Below are 16,834 nucleotides of genomic sequence, written 5' to 3'. Positions count from 1 at the left end.
CAATGGATTTTCAAGCTGTTTTTGTCAAATCTCATCTTTTATTTTTGTGGGATGGTCTTATTGTTACTTTAGAAGTTGCATTTCTAGCAATTGTGTTTAGTTTTGTATTTGGAACTATCCTAGGTATTTTACGTTATACCAAACTACCGTTCTTATCGCATTTGGCTATTTTGTATATTGAAACCATCCGTAACATTCCGTTTTTACTTGTGATCTTTTTTGGATACTTCGGTTTAAAAGAGTTGAATATCGATTTGCCAATTACAACCTCTGTTATTATCAGTATGACTATCTTTACATCTGCGTTAATCGCTGAAATTGTACGAAGTGGTATGAATTCCGTTGATAAAGGACAAACAGAAGCCGCCCGAGCCCAAGGATTAAGTTATATCCAAACACTTTGGCATGTCATTATGCCGCAAGGATTTAAGCGCACCATACCGCCGATGGTCAGCCAGTTTGTATCACTGTTAAAAGATACTTCCCTTGCTGTAGCAATCAGCCTGCCTGAACTAACACATAATGCGCAAATTATTTATAACAAAAGCTTTAATGCTACGATTCCGTTGCTGCTAACTGTAGCTGTGATCTACTTTTTGATTAATTACAGTTTATCGATGATAAGCAGAAAACTTGAAAAAGTTCTCTCCTATTAAAGAAAAGGATCCTTTCTTGTATAAAATCAAGTGAGGATCCTTTCTGTATGGAAAAATCATGAGGTGCCTTTGTGTATAAAAAACACTAGAACTGCAACCAATACACCGCCAATGATCGGCAAGCCTCCACTCAGGAAAAACCCGAGTATCACATAACCGATCCCTCCCCATATCACACTCAAAAGCGCAAAGATAACTATCCGTAAAAAAGGGATAACAAATAATATAGCAAGAACAATTACTGCACCAAAGAAAACAGGCCATGAGTGGAAATAGTAACCAATAATCGCGGATAAAATTAAAATTTCAACCATGACAAACTGTCGATTATCACGAACGTTTTCCATATCATCCATAATTTCTACAATATCTCTCGCCATCTTACGTCTATCGATGGTAATCCCTCCTCCCTAAATAAAAGCAATCTAGTGAATATTATTATATCATGCTAACTATAAAACCTACTGATTAAATTGATATTTGCAAATTATTGTGTTAACCCTTCACATAACAAAAGCAATCAAGCTCATACTAAAAATACCAAAATGAAAGGAAATTACGAATGAATGAACAAGACTGCCTCCTATTGAAATATTTACATGAAGAACACAATTTAACACGAACAGCGGAACGATTATATATTACTCAACCTGCGCTCACCTATCGTTTGCAACAAATTGAAAAGGAATTTGCAGTACCTATTATTACAAAAGAGAAAAAAGGAGTTCGATTTACACCAGAAGGTGAGTATTTGCTTGCCTATGCAGAAAGAACCTTAAAAAATTTACGCAGAACAAAAGATTTTGTACAAAATATGAGGGATCAAGAAAGTGGAATTTTGCGACTTGGTATTTCCAGTTATTTTGCATTATATCGATTGCCTCCATTACTAAAATTATTTCTAATTACTTCTCCGAAAGTCGAGATTCATGTTACAACAGGTATGAGTAATGAACTAATTGATGGTTTATTGGAAGATGAACTTCATGTGGGTATTATTCGAGGAGATTATCATTGGTATGGGCAAAAACATTTTTTGGAGGAAGAAAATATATGTATTATCTCAGAGAGTCCGATCAATCTTGCTGAACTCCCGAATATACCAAAAGTAAACTATCGTGAACCAAACAGCTCCATCCAAGCAAAATCGAGTTCTCATACTACATTCACTCACAGCATTGATCAATGGTGGAATGATCATTATGATCAGCCTCCTTATATTACAATGGAAGTAGATAGCTATGAAACTTGCAGAGAAATGGTGAGAAATGGACTGGGATATGCTATTGTTCCTAGAATTTTTATTCATAAACAAGATAATCTGTATACCTATGATCTAACAGGAAAAGATGGAAAACCACTAAAACGAACTACTTGGATGCTGCATAAAAAAGAGATGGAACAACTTAAAATCGTACGTCAATTTATATCATTTATGAAACAAAATTTCATTGATTAAAGCACCTATACAATCCTCTTGCTTCTCCAATCTCTTTTCATCATTTGAAGAGAAAAATTTAAATTTTTATTTCATTAGAGGAAGTACTTATTTTCTATAAGTACTTCTCTATCAGTTTCAGATATCTACTTTTTGAGACCAATCGCATACAAGGGACCATTAATATCTATCGTGGATAGAATTCGTGCCATTTCTTGAGGTGATTCTTTCCGACCACTATTCAACCATTGTTGAATAACTCCCATGCAAGCTGATGATATATAAGAAACCAAATATTTCCCCGGAACCAGAAAATCCTTCTCATTCACGAAGGATGGGTTTTTTTCAAATAATATTTTCCATATAAAATCTTTCAATTTGGTTTGAAAAGTTATATCTCCTTTTGGACCTAACACGGCTTTCATAAAACCGCTATTTTTATTTAAATATTCAAAGATAACGGCAACAGGTGTTAAGGTTGGTGAATTAGCACTCAGCTCTGAAATAACTTTTGGGAAGTTATGTTTTGCTATCTCGTCCAGTTCTGCCAAAATCTTTTCTTGAGATCTAGTCATTAAATCAAATTTGTCTTGGTAGTGTGCATAAAATGTGCCTCTATTAATTTTTGCTCTTGTTGTAATATCTTTCACTGTAATGGAATCAAAGCCCTTTTCCTCTATCAGCTCTACGAATGCCTCTCCAATAGCATCTTTTGTCCGAATGACACGCAAATCGGTATCCAATTTTCGCATACTACTTCTCCTCCTTAAAAATTAACGAACACAATGAAAGGTAGTGTTTGGTAAACGACACATCTTCGGTTTTTGATTATTGAACACAACTAGTTCCATATTTATAATTCAAAGTGTAAAGAACAACGTGTTGTTTATTATAACCTAAAAATCAAGGGGGTTGAAGAGGAATGATGAAGAACTTGACATGTATCATTATCGGGGGCGGGCATGCTGGAATTGGAGCGCTAAAAGCAATTAAGGAAAGAACGGAGAGTATGGCGAACGGACAGCGAATTCAGTTTGTTCTGTTGGATAAGCAGCCCGGTCATGTGCGTAAAATGCTGTTGTTCCGACCGGCTGTGAGCGAAGAAGATATTATGATTCCTTGGACGCATTATGAATTTTCAGAAGGAGTCGAATTCGTACAAGGTACGGTTACGGCTGTAGATAGTAGTGAAAAACAGATTCGATATGAGGATGCAGAAGGAAATAATATCCAAATTTGTTATGACCTTTTAGTAGTAACGGTTGGTAGCGTTATTCGGCAACCGAATCCGGATCAGGGAGGCATTTCTCTAACCGATATACAGAGCGCGAGAGTTATACAAGAGCAATGGCGTGCCAATCTAAAACAAGCTGTCAATGAGACCAATCCCAATGAACGAAAACGAATGATGACAGTTGCTATTGCGGGGGCGGGCATCAGTGGAATGGAGACATCCTCCGAGCTGGTACTTGAGATGCAGAAAGAAGCAGCGTCACTCGGACTGAACCCATCCGATATCTCTGTCTATTTGGTGAGTGGACAGAAGCGATTGTTTATGGAAGGACCTGAGAAAGTCGGACGAAAACTGGATCAGATACTCGAAGAATGTGGAGTGACCGTGCTTTATGATCGTAAGGTGATTCGGGAGGAAGAAGGAGTGATGACACTGAACAATGGCGATCAACTGCCGGTTGGTCTATGTATATGGACGATTGGTCTGATTCCAAATCCAGCTCTTCGTACGATGGGTTTACCTCTTACCTCTGATGGTCAAGTGATAGTAGATGAATCTTATCGGGTCCATGGGACAACGGGTGTATACAGCATTGGCGACTGTGCAAGAATCATCGATCCAAAAAACGGCAAGGCAGCTCTTATGAGGTGTGGAGAGATTGCACTGCAAGAAGATCGCCTGGGAAAAATCGTGGTGGCAGATTTGGAGGGCCACCCTGCACCAGTACACAAATCGGTGCCGTTGGACTTTTACTGTATCGGTCTAGGTGAAAATCGAGGATTGGTTTGGGGGCGCAAATGGGGACTAGATATAGTTGTAACTGGAAAGCCTGCGTGGAAATTCAGGAATGCTGCATGGGATTCAGGCAGTAAGCTTCCGATAGAAACACAATTAATATGATGAGGAGCATGATATTTTATACATTTTCGCTGGGTGAACCTAGATTTGATATTACTGGTGGGATTATCGGAGCAATCTTTATCGATTATAAGAATCGTAAACTGATAACCATGACATATATCCTCCTGAAAGCAGCGATTCGGTTTGTTATAGATGATATGAAAAAGAAATGGTTTGCAGCAAGAGGAAAAAAGAGAATTTTCCTTTTTACAAAGCTCATCTGAGTACAAAATATGAGAGGTAATGAGGATGAAGTATTAAAAAATCTAAAACTTGATCCTCCACTCATGTTGTACGCAACAATTAAATAAAAAGTAGTCCCACATAGAAGGATGCTGGTGTAGCGCACATGTTTTCTATGTGGGGACTGACCTTGTTACTCGACTCCCGCCTGACCAGCGAGAGCGATGGCGGTGACGAGGTTGGAACACATGTTGACGGATTCGGTGAGGCGCAAGCGCCGCTCCTCCTCGACTGCGTCCGGAAACTGCTTCTTCGCGAGAGTCATCGCCTCTTCGGCCATGGACTTTGCCTCATCCAGCAGCGCCCGAATTTCGTCCTTAGTGTCAGTAGACTGAATCAACGTCATAATTACTTCTCCCAATCAGAGGTCAGCATTGAACTTACAATCAGTATAATACAGATTACTCTTTATAGAAATGAATTTTATTTTATAGATAAGATGATTATTTAGACTTTAGAAAAACATAAATGTAAGCATAAAAAAGGAGAACTAACTATGTCCATTTCGAATCATCAAGCACCTCAACTCGATTTGTTTTCTTCTGAATTTAAAGGGAAAGCCTATTCTTTTTACGCAAAACTCAGGGAAAAGGAGCCCGTATATCGTTTCCTGCTTCCGAACGGTCAAATTGCTTGGCTTCTCACACGTTACGAAGATGCACTGGCAGCATTAAAAGACCATCGGTTTATTAAGAATCCCAAAAAAATGTTGAGCCAAGAACAACTGAATAAGATGATGCCCATGATGGAAAGGGATTTAATCATGAACAATATGGTGGCCGCTGATCCCCCAGATCATACCCGTTTACGTAGCTTGGTGCAAAAAGCATTCACACCAAAAATGATCGAGGAATTGCGCGGTCGAATTCAAGAGTTAACTGACTCTCTTTTAGATAAGGTTCAGAACAAAAGAGAAATGAATGTCATTGATGAATTTGCTTTCCCTTTACCTATCATTGTTATTTGTGAAATGCTGGGGATCCCTAGCGGAAATCGTGATCAGTTCCGAGAATGGTCTAATGCTATCATTGAGGCTGCCAACCTCCCCGAAAAAATGCAGGAGGCACTTCCTAAGATTCGTTCCTTTATTCAATATATGAATCTTCTAATTGAAGAGAGACGACAAAATCCAGCGGAAGACCTTGTGAGTGCCTTGATTCAAGCTGAGTCGGAAGGAGAAAAACTTACAGAAAATGAATTGTTTTCGATGGTTTTTTTGCTCATTATTGCTGGACATGAAACTACGGTTAATTTGATTGGTAATGGTGTATTCGCTCTGTTGCAGCATCCTGAACAATTAGAAAAGCTCAAGAGCAATCCTGAACTTATCACCTCTGCGATGGAAGAAATATTACGTTTCTACGGACCTGTAGAATTAGGGACTAGTCGATGGGCAGGTGAAGATGTTCTGTTACATGGGAAACTGATACGAAAGGGAGATATGATTGTAGTAGCTTTGGCTTCAGCTAACCGTGATGAAACACAGTTTAAAAATCCAGATCTATTTGATATTACTCGGGAGAACAATCGGCATCTCGCCTTTGGTATGGGAATTCATTACTGTATGGGTGCCCCACTAGCACGATTGGAAGGTCAGATTGCCCTTCGCACTTTACTGCACAGAATGCCTAAATTACAACTGAATGCAGATGCTGAAACATTGAAATGGCGTCCCATTTATTTGATGCGCGGATTAATAGAATTACCAGTTGTGTTTTAATGTTTGGAGTAAATTATCCTACTCAGACAGCCAAATCATTGATCCAATCTAAAATTTACGAATAACTACAACCTTATGCTGCGAGGGCGTATCTGAAGATACGCCCTCGCAGCATAAGATTCTGTTTGCACATGTTTTACTCCACTAATAATGATTCGAGAAAGATTTAGGCAAAATAAATGCTAGTCTGTTCATTCCAATCAATAATCATTTTCAACCAAAAAAATTTTAAGATTAGACCAAAAAACTCTTTAATTCCCATATTCTACGATAGAAAGTAAAATCTACTTAATGATAGCGCTATCATATTTTTTCTTTCAGGAAGGATATTTCTATCGTGGAAAACAAGAAAAAAAGCATTCAAAACGCCATAGATAATAGAAGCACGCAACTAAAAGAGTTAGCACTAAAGATTCATGCCAATCCCGAATTGAGTTTCGAAGAACATCGAGCACAAAAATGGCTGATAGAACCGCTTAAACAAGCTGGTTTTCAGATTGAGAGAGGATTATCAGGTCTGGAAACTTCCTTTCGTGCAACATGGGATAACGGCCCAGGACCTGTCATTGCTTTTTTAGCAGAATATGATGCTTTACCGAAAATTGGACATGCCTGTGGACACAACATCATCGGCACATCTGCTGTTGGTGCTGCACTTGCCTTAAAGGATGCTGTCCCAAATCTGCAAGGAAAAATACTTGTTATCGGAACTCCTGCCGAAGAAGAAGGAGGCGGGAAAATATTGATGGCTGATGATGGTGTTTTTGATGAGGTAGATGCTGTAATGCTCTGTCATCCACAAAAGAAAACATGGGTACTTCGTGGCGGATTAGCTTGTGTTGATGCTACCATCCAATTTTTCGGCAAACAATCCCATGCCTCTTCTGCACCAGAGAAGGGGATTAGCGCCTTAGAGGCTCTAATATCCGCATATAATGCAATCAATGCACTTCGTCAATTTTTCACCGATGATGTGCGAATCCACGGCATTATCACTCATGGAGGGGAAGCCACCAATGTTGTTCCTGATTTTACCGAAGCGAAATTTTTAATGCGGGCAGCGACCAAAAGAGGGCTCGAAGAAGTGAAACAAAAGGTTTACAACGCTATCGAACATGCTTCTGCCGCTGTTGGTGCGACATGTAAAATCACCGAAGGACTTATTTACGCAGAACGAAATAACAACCATGTTCTGGCTAATCTTTTCCGAGAAAACCTCGAATCAATGGGAATAGAAGTAAGTGAACCGCCCACCAATGGAGGATTAGGCTCATCAGACATCGGAAATGTAGGACAAGTAACCGCTACTATCCATCCATATATTCAAATTGGAGATGTAATAACACATACACCGGAATTTGCCGCACAGGCAGGATCAGAAGATGGAATGCAAGGGCTCATTCATGCATCCAAAGCGTTAGCGATGACTGCATATGACTTGATTGCAAACCCTGAATCATTCCGCCTAGTGCGACAAGAATTCCTAGCTTGGAAACAAAATCAATCATCTTAGAACAGGGGTAGATGCATGTGAACAAAGTCATGAGATTTTTTAAGTTTCCGCATACGTATGTGCTGCTGGTTTTACTAATTATCATTGCTTCCTTTTTCACTTATCTGATCCCATCCGGAGAATTCAAACGAATCGAAGATAAAAAAACAGATCAAACCGAGATAGTTCCTGGTTCCTATCACCATATCGAATCTAGTGCTGTCAGTCTTATCCAAGTCCCCAAAATGATTGTCAAAGGATTAAATGATTCGGCAGATATCATCATGTTTATTTTTATCGTTGGTGGAGCTTTTCAAATTATTACCGCATCCGGAACCATCAATGCGATCACTGGTCGAATTGCAAATCGGTTTCAAAACAAAGATAAATTGATCATCCCTATTTTCCTCACCTTATTTTCCGTCGGTGGATTTAGTATGGGAATGTCAACCGAGTGTATGGTGTTTGTCCCCATCGGAATAGCTGTAGCCCGGTCACTCGGTTATGATGCCATCGTCGGCACCGCAATGGTCTCCCTTGGAGCATCAATCGGATTTACGGCAGGATTATTAAATCCCTTTAATGTAGGAATTGCACAAACTATCGCACAAATCCCCATGTTTTCTGGACTTTGGCTGCGTGCTATCTTGCTGATTATCTTGCTTATCATCACAAGTTATTATTTGATCCGTTATGCACAGCGAGTAAAAAGAAACCCAGAAACATCTTATGTCGCTGATCTAGAAAAAGAAAAGGATACTGATTCCTCTCTCGATAAAGTGGACATCCCAAAAATGGAATGGAAACATTACTTCGTTCTACTCACATTGCTCGTAGGATTCAGCAGCTTAGTATGGGGAGTTTCTACCCAAGACTGGTGGATTGAAGAATTATCCGCACTCTTTTTAAGTATGGGAGTCATCTCCGGCTTTCTTTCCGGATTTGGTCCGAGTAAAGTCGCCAAAGAGTTTGTTATCGGAGCAAAGGCAATGACGTACGGTGCACTTATTATTGGTCTAGCCCGCGGTATTTTGATGGTGTTTGAAGAAGGACATATTATCGACTCCATCGTTTATTCGTTATCAGGGCTCATCGGTCATTTGCCAAGTTCCATTCAAGTATTAGGGATGTATTTCTTCCAAACAATCATGAACGTGTTTATCACATCTGGTACAGGACTCGCAGCTACCACCATGCCTATCATGGTTCCACTAGCCGATCTAATCCATGTCACCCGGCAGACAGCAGTACTCGCTTATCAAATGGGAGATGGATTTACTAATATTATTTTACCGACATCTTCGATGCTGATGGGAAGTTTATCGGTATCGGGTATCACCTATCAAAAATGGATCAAATTTATGTGGCCGCTTATGCTCATTTGGGTAATTATTGGAGCCGTTTTTGTGGTTATTGCTAACTTAATTAACTATACGTAAACAGGAGAACAAGATCATTCCATGGGATGATCTTGTTCATTTTCATATTGTTTGATTTTTTATGTTATATTTAAATTACATTCACCCGCAAGCGATCTCCCAGGAGAAAGAGATGCGTATCAACAAGACTGCTCTGCTCGTCACGGTGTGGTTGGCTGTCATGAGCGTATACTCGCTCAGCCAGATCTACTTCGACAGCCAGATCAAGGCCTACTACACCATTGTGGCGTCTGTCGACTCCGACTACCGCCATCTGATCGAGCAGATGCACTTTTCGGTCATCTTTGACTTGATCGGAGGTGTACTGTTCGGTACGGTCAGCCTCAAGCTGCTCCTGTCTGGTCGAAAGAATTCCAACGGCATCAAGGCGTTCGAATCCGCACGACCCGGTGATGCGAGCATCATCAACAGCATCGTGTTTGCGGTCATCGCATGGACGGGCACTTCCAACGGAAGCAACTACTGGGGTGCCGCATCGATGAACCTCGACACCTCGGACAACTACGACTACCTGGCAAGCCGTCAGGAGGGTCAGATCGTCGCAACGGCCTACCGCCAGCTGAGTGACTTGTTCGCGTACCAGCACGACATCGAGCTGGTGTACGGGCTGGTCGTGTTCGGGATCGGTCTGGTCTCGCTGTACCTGTTCATTCTGCAGGTGATCCGCTTCTTCCAGCTTCCGTTCGTCAAGGACATGCTGAGGGAGTACAAGAACCGCATGGACGACAAGACGATCGAGATCATGGAGGCGAACAAGCCCTACATGGACAAGATCGTCAAGCTGTTCGAGTCCGCCAAGGGGAAGCTCGCCGGCAGCAAGAAATAACTTCTCCTGTGCGGGGAACCTTGTGGGAGCTGCCTGTGAAGGCAGCAAGACTGGCTGGATCATGTGATCCAGCCAGTCCCCGTCTAAAATGAATATACAATTAAAATAAATAAAGTAATTATGTTTTGCATTGATCAATACCATATTTTACAATATAAAGTGAGGTGATTGAAAAATGCCAATATTTTCTCAGTGGGATGAAGCTTACCGCACGGGAGAATACCAAAAACTATGGGGAATGCCACATCCATCGCAGGAGTTAGTCGGTTTTGCTGCTAGTCTTGGTTCAAATGTTGGAAAAACTGCTATTGATGTAGGTTGTGGTGCGGGAACAGAAGCGATTTTTTTAGCACAATGTGGATTTACAACGTATGGATTTGATCAAAGTGTAGAAGCGCTCAAGATTGCTACACAGCGTGCAAAAGATTTGGGATTAGATATCACCTTTCAAGAAGCAAACATACTTCATGTCCCCCTTACTGAACAATCTGTTGATCTGATCAATGACCGCGGCTGTTTTCATGTAATACCTGATGATATTCGACCTAATTATGCAAAAGAAATGGCTCGTTTACTAAAACCCGGCGGCAAAATTTTTATGCGTGGTTGTAGAGAGACCAGTAATGAACGGTTCCAAGCCATTACTGATGAGGCAATACAATCATTTTTTGGTGATGCATTCGATACTACTTCTGTATATCCTCTAGAAATGCATGATGGAAGACCTTCTTTGTTACACGGTGGTCTTGTCATTTTGACTAAACGTAAATAACAAAAATGAAGAAAACAAAAACCATACTCGAAAGTATGGTTTGGTTTCTTTAATCACAGCAAAATTTCTTTCCTTTGCCTAGTGTAGAAATCAGTTGTGTTTCTCTTATAATGATTTGATTTAGTTTACGGTTCAGTAACTGGTTTACAGTTAGCAGGTCTTCTGGTTCTTTTGTGCCCATGAAGATGGAACGGATCGTATCTTGTATTTTTACTTTTTCAGCAACGATCTCCCCTGCTATCGCCAGTTCATCTTCTCCTATTTTCCCAAGGATCAGTTTTTGTGCCTCTTTGCAATTTGCGACTAATTTTGCTGTTACTTGGTTGGTCGTCACATCTTTCGTAAATACTACTCCACCAGGGATTAATTCATACTCATATGACACTTCTGCTGTATTGTCAACTTGGTCCGGCTCAGGACTATCGATCTCCACTTCAAACGTCACCAAAACTAATTTACCTGGTTCGACCGTTCCAATATTGACCCCAGTCGAAATATTCCCGCTTAGCGGTGTGCCGTCACGCTGCAAACTTCCGGGAACGTATTTGGTACCATCAGGAATGATATCTTCGACAACTACATTGGTTAAGTCAGTATCCCCTGTGTTACTAATCTCTACTGTATACAAAATGGTATTTCCAGCCTTGTTATAAACGGGAATATCTTCTCTTTTCACTATTTCTACTTGGACTTTACGAATCACAGTTGTCGCTTCATTACTTTCTGCTGAACCAGTTGAAGTTGGCAGTCCTGGACCGCTTTGGAAATCATACACGACATTTGCTTTGTTTACAGCTAGGTTATCGTCTGGTACAGCATTCACTTTTGCTTGGAAAGTAACTTCAATTGGACCTTCAATGGACACAGCTCCAATATTCACTCCCATTGTTGGATCATCGCTAGGATAAGTTATGCCATCAATCACGAGGCTTCCTGGAATAAAAGATAGTTCGGATGGCAGCGTATCTTTTAAAATAGTATGCTGTGCTTCTGTAAGTCCATTATTTGTAATGAAAATAGTATAGGTTAAAATCTCTCCAACAACTTCTGCTGATTTATCGACTGATTTGATAACCTCTATTTCTGGGCTGTTGACATCGATTTGCACACCAATTCCAGTGACAATATACCCGTCTGATTTTGAAGTGAACTGAAGTACTGCATCTGTCTGTGAATTTTCCATGGCATCGGAAACATCCACATTGGTTATATCCCAGCTGTAACGTACTGCCCCTGCAACACTTCCTGGTGTAACATTCAAAGAACCATCTGTTCCACTTGTATCAAGGTTTCCATCATCATCATTGATCTGAGAAGTAAAGAAGTTATCTACAGGATTGTTTGGTCCAGCAACCGGAGAAAGCGAAGTGAGATCTTTACCAAATAATAGTTGATCTCCGGGAATTCTAGAATCCCCTTCCATTGCTGTCACTAGTAACCTCGCCTTCACATCACCTGCATCTGGAGTGGCAAAACCAGTAATAGCTTGATTGATTGCCCCAGCCCGTTCAATAGAAGCAGCTCCTACATATACATTCATATTGCGCAATGGCAATGACGCATCTTGATAAACAACTTGCAGTGTCCAGCCTGCAACATTATTACTTTTGAATCGCTGTACGGTGGCAGGTACTCCGCTAACCATGTACGTACCAGCACCATCTGTGGCAACCAAACTGGTTACATTGGCAGAACGGACATAAAACGTTTGGTTCGCTTGGTTTACTTGTTGAGATGTAGTAGAATCCGGGGAGATCGTATAGGTATTTGCTGGTGAAGTGAACGTGATCGCTCGATCAATCTCACTGGTCACATCTTCTGTACTCGTCTTCGTAGACCCTGCCCATATCAGCTCTGCATACAACACGGTGGCACCTGTTGGGATTTGCAATCTTGCTGCAGAACCATTTTCCTGCCAATCCAACGTGGATCCTGGAGGATAACCAGTGACTTGTTTCGTTGTATCAAGGGTGATAAATGCCCCAATATCGGAATAAATCGTGTTGGTATTGCTCAAACCAAGCGTATTTCCGGTAAAAGTAACTGCACCATTTGTCGTCGTTGAATAACGCCTTTGAAAGCTCATGACATCTATCCTTTCCTTTTAGCTACAACCACAACAAATATCTTTGCTTTGATCTATCTTTTGAATCAACACATCTTCCAATTGAGAAATCGAGCGAACTGTATCTGTCGCACTTTGATTGATCTCCAACAGTTCCGCCACTGTAAGCAGTCCCGCACGGAATAACTGCGAAGCCGCCTGAATCTTTTCACCTTCGATATCGATCACACCGGCAATCGCCTTTTGTTCTTGTGCAACAGAGTGTAGAATCAAATCTCTTGCCCATTCACAAGCAGTCCGACCAGCTGGTACATTTGTTTCCACTTCGTTGCTTGTAGCAGAGTCTTTGATTGGTGGATCTCCCGGGTCGCCTTCATACTCATATGACGCATTCGCTGTATTATAAATAACTCCGCTTGGATCCGCTTTGACCACTTCAACTTCAAAGGTAACTACAATCGGACCTTCGATGGATATCGGGGAAAGAGGAAATCCAACTGTCGGATCAGCACTTGGATTAGGAACATCGTCAATCTTTACACTTCCTTCAACAAATGCTAATTCCTCGGGCAAATCATCTTTAAAAGTCACGTTTCCTGCTTCCGTCAAGCTGTCATTTGTCAAAAACACCGTATAAGTCAAAATATCTCCAACGACTGCATCGGTTTTATCTACTTCTTTTGCCAGCACCACTTCTGGTTTTTCAGCCATCTTTCACCACTCCTCTCTATTTGCATCCGCTGCATAAATCTGTAAGGCCAGCTCTTTTGGCATCGAGTGCTTGTTGTAAAATTTGAATGGCATCAGAGACACCACTTGCACTCTGGATAATTTGTGCCTGTTCAGCAGCAGTGATCACACCTGCGGCAAATGCTTGGTTCGCTGCCTCGACTTTGAGTAATTCTGCGTCCTTAAGCAACTGGATATTTTGTTCTTCTTGGCGGATAGAGTTCTCGATCAAATCTTTGTTCTGCTCACAGGGTGTAGGCGGACGAACGATCACTTTTGTTTCCGCAACTGTACTTGTAGCTTCTCCTTCCGCAATCGGCACCCCTGGAGCACTTTCGAATTTATAAGTGACAGATGCCTTGTTTTTAATTATTTCATCAGAAGGCACATTGACAATTTTTGCTTGAAACGTAATCTCTACTGGCTGGTTTAAGCTTACTGTACTAAGTGAAACACCAGTCACAGGATCACTGCTTGGCTGAGCAACGCCGTCCACTTGGATACTTCCAGGAACAAATTGCAATTCTGACGGTAAAATATCAGTCCAAACTGCATCCATTGCTTCCACATCTTTTGTGTTCACTAATAATACTTTGTAGGTGACTACATCTCGTACTTTTGCTTCTCCGAGATTTACTGTTTTTTGCATCTCGATTTTTGGACTGTCCACATCAATTTGTACCGCTACGCCAGATATGAGGTAAGCGTCACTATTTGAAGTAAAACGAGCAACTGCGCGATTTTGACTGTTGATCATTGCTGATGAAGCATCCACATTGGTGATATCCCAGCCATAACGCGATATTCCACTGGAGCCTCCAATGACAGGATTTAGATTTCCTGCTGTCCCGCTTGTATCCAAGTTTCCATTGTCATCATTGATCTGTGTAGCAAAGAAGTTGCTCGCGGGATTGTTTGGTCCACTCATGGGTTGCAAAGTCGAATCGGTAGGGCCAAACAATAACTGGTCACCGATGAGATTTGTGTCTCCTTGCATTGCTGTCACAAGTAAACGTGCATTCACAGAGCCAGAGACTGGAGTACCAAAATCAGTAATCTCAATCGATTGTGGTGAACCATTGTAAATAAATGTATCATTTACAAAGAAAGTGATATTTCGACTCGGCAATGCTGTATCTTTATAAGCAACTGCCAATGTCCAGCCAACCGCCCCTAAAGTTGCCGGAACTCTGCCTGTTATATACGTACCTGCTCCTGCTGCTTTTACCAAGTCAGTCACATCAGCAGAACGAACATAAAAATTGCCATTTTGCTGTGCTGTTGCTGGATCTGGTGTAATAGACACAGTTCCATTTGGAGTAGTAAAATCAATAGAGTTGTTTAATGCATCACTTACACTTGCATCTGTTGTACCACCCCAAATCAGCTCTGCATATTGTACTTCTGCACCGCTGGTCAATCGTAAGACAGCAGCCGAGTTGTTTTTATTCCAATCTGTTGTTGTCCCTGGTGGAAAACCTGATACCTGTTCGGAAGTGTCAGTAGTAAGAAAAGTATCGATATAAAACGTTCCCGTACTGAGATTTGCAAGACCCAATGTATTACCTGTAAAAGTAATCGCCCCATTAATCGTAGCTGCATAGCGGCGAATAAGTGCCATTGCACACCTTCCTCTCTATTTGAACATCTACTTTCCTAGCAATAATCACAGACACCTTTGACAGTTGATAACTTATCTATTAATTTTTTCTCTAATCCGATAACTGCATCTAGCATTTGTTCTACACTGTCATTTACTGCAATCAAATCACGAATGAGAACTGTATCAGTTTGAAAAGCATTGGATACAGCCTCAACTTTTTCTGCTTCTGCACGAATAATACGAGCGATACCCTTTTCTGCTTCGGCAACCGTTTTAATGATTTCATTTTTGCTCTCATCACATGGCGGCGGTTCAATAACATCAATTCCCGGTACATTGCTGATTACAGTTGCTGTAGAAATCGGCAGATCAGGTCTGCTCTGAAAATCAAAGGTCATTGATGCTTTGTTATGAACCACTTTACTCGGAGGTTCTTTGATAATTTTCGCTTGATACGTAATAATGATCGTCTCGCCAACAGCAATCGTACCAACATTTACCCCTGCTGCAATATCTTCACCTGGTAAAGGAACGCCGCGCACTCGCAAACTATCTGACAGATACTCCAGCTCTGGATCGAGAAAATCTTGAAAAATAATATTGGTAGCAGGCACAAAGCCCTCATTTTTGACTTCTAACGTGTAGGTGACAATCTCGTTTACCACAGCTTTTGTCTTATCTGCTGACTTATACATCTTTACTATTGGGCTATTGGCATCCAATTGGACCCCATAACCGCTCACTAAATACGTGTCTTGAGCAGTGGCGATGCGTACAATAGCCTCTCCTTGGCTATTTTGCAGCGTATGCGATACATCAACATTGGTAATATCCCAGCCTGATCGAACACCAAATCCATCAGAACCAATCGGTTTGTTTAATGTCCCTGCTGTTCCACTTGTATCCAAATTTCCATTATCATCATTAATCTGTGAAGCGAAGAAGTTATTCGCTGGATTATTTGGTCCAGAGATAACTTGCATGGAAGAGGTATTTGGACCAAATTCAAAGCGATCACCTGGAAGATTGGAGTTTCCTTCCATTGCTGTGAGCATTACTCGACCTTTGACTTCCCCTGCTTCTAATGTCATAAATCCATATAAGCGCTCATCAACTGGTGGATTAAATTGGGTAATTAATTGAGAACCTGCGTAAATATTCATATTCCGAATTTTCAAACTAGGATGCTTATAAGCTACCGCCAATGTCCATCCTGCTGTATCAGTTTCTGCAATTTTTGGCCGAACCGTTCCGGGAACCCCACCCGTTGTATATACTCCAGCACCCCCCGCCTGCACCAAACTTGTCACATTCGCCGAACGAGCATAAAACACTTGGCCATTTTGAGATGGTTCTTCTCTAGCTGTCAATGGATCAGGACTTATCGAATAAGTACCTACTGGTGTAGTAAAAGTAATTGCTGTATTAATGGAACCGATCACGTTTTCGGAATCTGAATTCGTTGATCCGCCCCACATCAGCTCCGCATAGAGTACTTCTGCATCATCAACCATCCGTAAAACAGCAGATGAAGAGTTCTCCCACCAATTCATTGTACTTCCCGCCGGATAGCCACTGACCTGTTTGGAAGTATCAACAGTGATGAATGCTCCAATATCAGTGCTGCCATCAGCATAGCCCAACGTATTACCAGTAAAAGTCAATTGCCCATTTGTCGTTTTCGTAAAGCGTTGATAAAATGGCATGCTTCTCCCCC

16 protein-coding genes are annotated in these 16,834 nt (G+C 41.2%); 9 read left to right on the top strand and 7 right to left on the bottom strand.

Annotated features, from left to right (window positions below):
* Positions 1-2 precede the first annotated feature (2 nt).
* Positions 3-656 carry an amino acid ABC transporter permease gene (locus AC5WOC_RS16885; protein ID WP_496056590.1) on the top strand — a complete coding sequence of 218 codons (654 nt, stop codon included), beginning with the start codon at positions 3-5 and terminating at the stop codon, positions 654-656.
* Between the two features lie 56 nt (positions 657-712).
* Here the strand turns inward: AC5WOC_RS16885 and AC5WOC_RS16880 are convergent, their stop codons facing one another.
* Positions 713-1,036: a hypothetical protein gene (locus AC5WOC_RS16880; protein ID WP_496056589.1), complete on the bottom strand. Its 324-nt coding sequence runs from the start codon at positions 1,034-1,036 to the stop codon at positions 713-715.
* A gap of 182 nt (positions 1,037-1,218) precedes the next feature.
* Between AC5WOC_RS16880 and AC5WOC_RS16875 the strand changes: the two genes are divergently transcribed.
* Positions 1,219-2,115 carry a LysR family transcriptional regulator gene (locus AC5WOC_RS16875; RefSeq protein ID WP_496056588.1) on the top strand — a complete coding sequence of 299 codons (897 nt, stop codon included), beginning with the start codon at positions 1,219-1,221 and terminating at the stop codon, positions 2,113-2,115.
* Positions 2,116-2,240: 125 nt separating this feature from the next.
* Here AC5WOC_RS16875 and AC5WOC_RS16870 read toward each other — a convergent pair whose 3' ends face one another.
* Entirely contained in the window at positions 2,241-2,846 is a 606-nt protein-coding gene (locus tag AC5WOC_RS16870) for a TetR/AcrR family transcriptional regulator (protein ID WP_496056587.1), read from the bottom strand.
* A gap of 170 nt (positions 2,847-3,016) precedes the next feature.
* Here AC5WOC_RS16870 and AC5WOC_RS16865 point away from each other — a divergent pair, with 170 nt between their 5' ends.
* Together AC5WOC_RS16865 and AC5WOC_RS16860 are read left to right on the top strand one after the other, a co-directional pair.
* Entirely contained in the window at positions 3,017-4,228 is a 1,212-nt protein-coding gene (locus AC5WOC_RS16865; protein WP_496056586.1) for an NAD(P)/FAD-dependent oxidoreductase, read from the top strand.
* Between the two features lie 8 nt (positions 4,229-4,236).
* Positions 4,237-4,452: a hypothetical protein gene (locus AC5WOC_RS16860; protein WP_496056585.1), complete on the top strand. Its 216-nt coding sequence runs from the start codon at positions 4,237-4,239 to the stop codon at positions 4,450-4,452.
* Between the two features lie 152 nt (positions 4,453-4,604).
* Here AC5WOC_RS16860 and AC5WOC_RS16855 read toward each other — a convergent pair whose 3' ends face one another.
* Positions 4,605-4,817 carry a hypothetical protein gene (locus tag AC5WOC_RS16855; protein ID WP_496056584.1) on the bottom strand — a complete coding sequence of 71 codons (213 nt, stop codon included), beginning with the start codon at positions 4,815-4,817 and terminating at the stop codon, positions 4,605-4,607.
* A 150-nt stretch (positions 4,818-4,967) separates the two neighbouring features.
* Here AC5WOC_RS16855 and AC5WOC_RS16850 point away from each other — a divergent pair, with 150 nt between their 5' ends.
* The 5 genes from AC5WOC_RS16850 (at position 4,968) to AC5WOC_RS16830 (ending at position 10,720) form a co-directional block, all read left to right on the top strand.
* Positions 4,968-6,191: a cytochrome P450 family protein gene (locus AC5WOC_RS16850; RefSeq protein ID WP_496056583.1), complete on the top strand. Its 1,224-nt coding sequence runs from the start codon at positions 4,968-4,970 to the stop codon at positions 6,189-6,191.
* A gap of 337 nt (positions 6,192-6,528) precedes the next feature.
* Positions 6,529-7,704 carry a M20 family metallopeptidase gene (locus AC5WOC_RS16845; RefSeq protein WP_496056582.1) on the top strand — a complete coding sequence of 392 codons (1,176 nt, stop codon included), beginning with the start codon at positions 6,529-6,531 and terminating at the stop codon, positions 7,702-7,704.
* Positions 7,705-7,721: 17 nt separating this feature from the next.
* Positions 7,722-9,122 (top strand): YfcC family protein, encoded by a 1,401-nt coding sequence (locus tag AC5WOC_RS16840; protein WP_496056581.1) that lies wholly within the window; start codon positions 7,722-7,724, stop codon positions 9,120-9,122.
* A 112-nt stretch (positions 9,123-9,234) separates the two neighbouring features.
* Positions 9,235-9,948: a hypothetical protein gene (locus tag AC5WOC_RS16835; RefSeq protein WP_496056580.1), complete on the top strand. Its 714-nt coding sequence runs from the start codon at positions 9,235-9,237 to the stop codon at positions 9,946-9,948.
* A gap of 175 nt (positions 9,949-10,123) precedes the next feature.
* Positions 10,124-10,720 (top strand): class I SAM-dependent methyltransferase, encoded by a 597-nt coding sequence (locus AC5WOC_RS16830; RefSeq protein ID WP_496056579.1) that lies wholly within the window; start codon positions 10,124-10,126, stop codon positions 10,718-10,720.
* Between the two features lie 49 nt (positions 10,721-10,769).
* Here the strand turns inward: AC5WOC_RS16830 and AC5WOC_RS16825 are convergent, their stop codons facing one another.
* Genes AC5WOC_RS16825 through AC5WOC_RS16810 form a run of 4 tightly spaced genes read right to left on the bottom strand, consistent with a single transcriptional unit; the run spans position 10,770 to position 16,823 of the window.
* Positions 10,770-12,806, bottom strand: coding sequence for a DUF7507 domain-containing protein (locus tag AC5WOC_RS16825; protein ID WP_496056578.1), 2,037 nt, complete (start codon positions 12,804-12,806; stop codon positions 10,770-10,772).
* Positions 12,807-12,824: 18 nt separating this feature from the next.
* Positions 12,825-13,496: an alpha-helical endospore appendage domain-containing protein gene (locus AC5WOC_RS16820; protein ID WP_496056577.1), complete on the bottom strand. Its 672-nt coding sequence runs from the start codon at positions 13,494-13,496 to the stop codon at positions 12,825-12,827.
* A gap of 16 nt (positions 13,497-13,512) precedes the next feature.
* A complete protein-coding gene (locus AC5WOC_RS16815; protein ID WP_496056576.1) occupies positions 13,513-15,135 on the bottom strand; it encodes a DUF11 domain-containing protein in 1,623 nt (540 codons plus the stop codon).
* A 35-nt stretch (positions 15,136-15,170) separates the two neighbouring features.
* Positions 15,171-16,823, bottom strand: a complete 1,653-nt coding sequence (locus tag AC5WOC_RS16810) for an alpha-helical endospore appendage domain-containing protein (protein ID WP_496056575.1) — start codon at positions 16,821-16,823, stop codon at positions 15,171-15,173.
* Between the last annotated feature and the right edge of the window lie 11 nt (positions 16,824-16,834).

Source organism: Shimazuella sp. NTD247, from assembly GCF_059510415.1.
The sequence above is the reverse complement of the archived record's forward strand: the minus strand, read 5'-3'. Positions and strand labels throughout refer to the sequence as shown.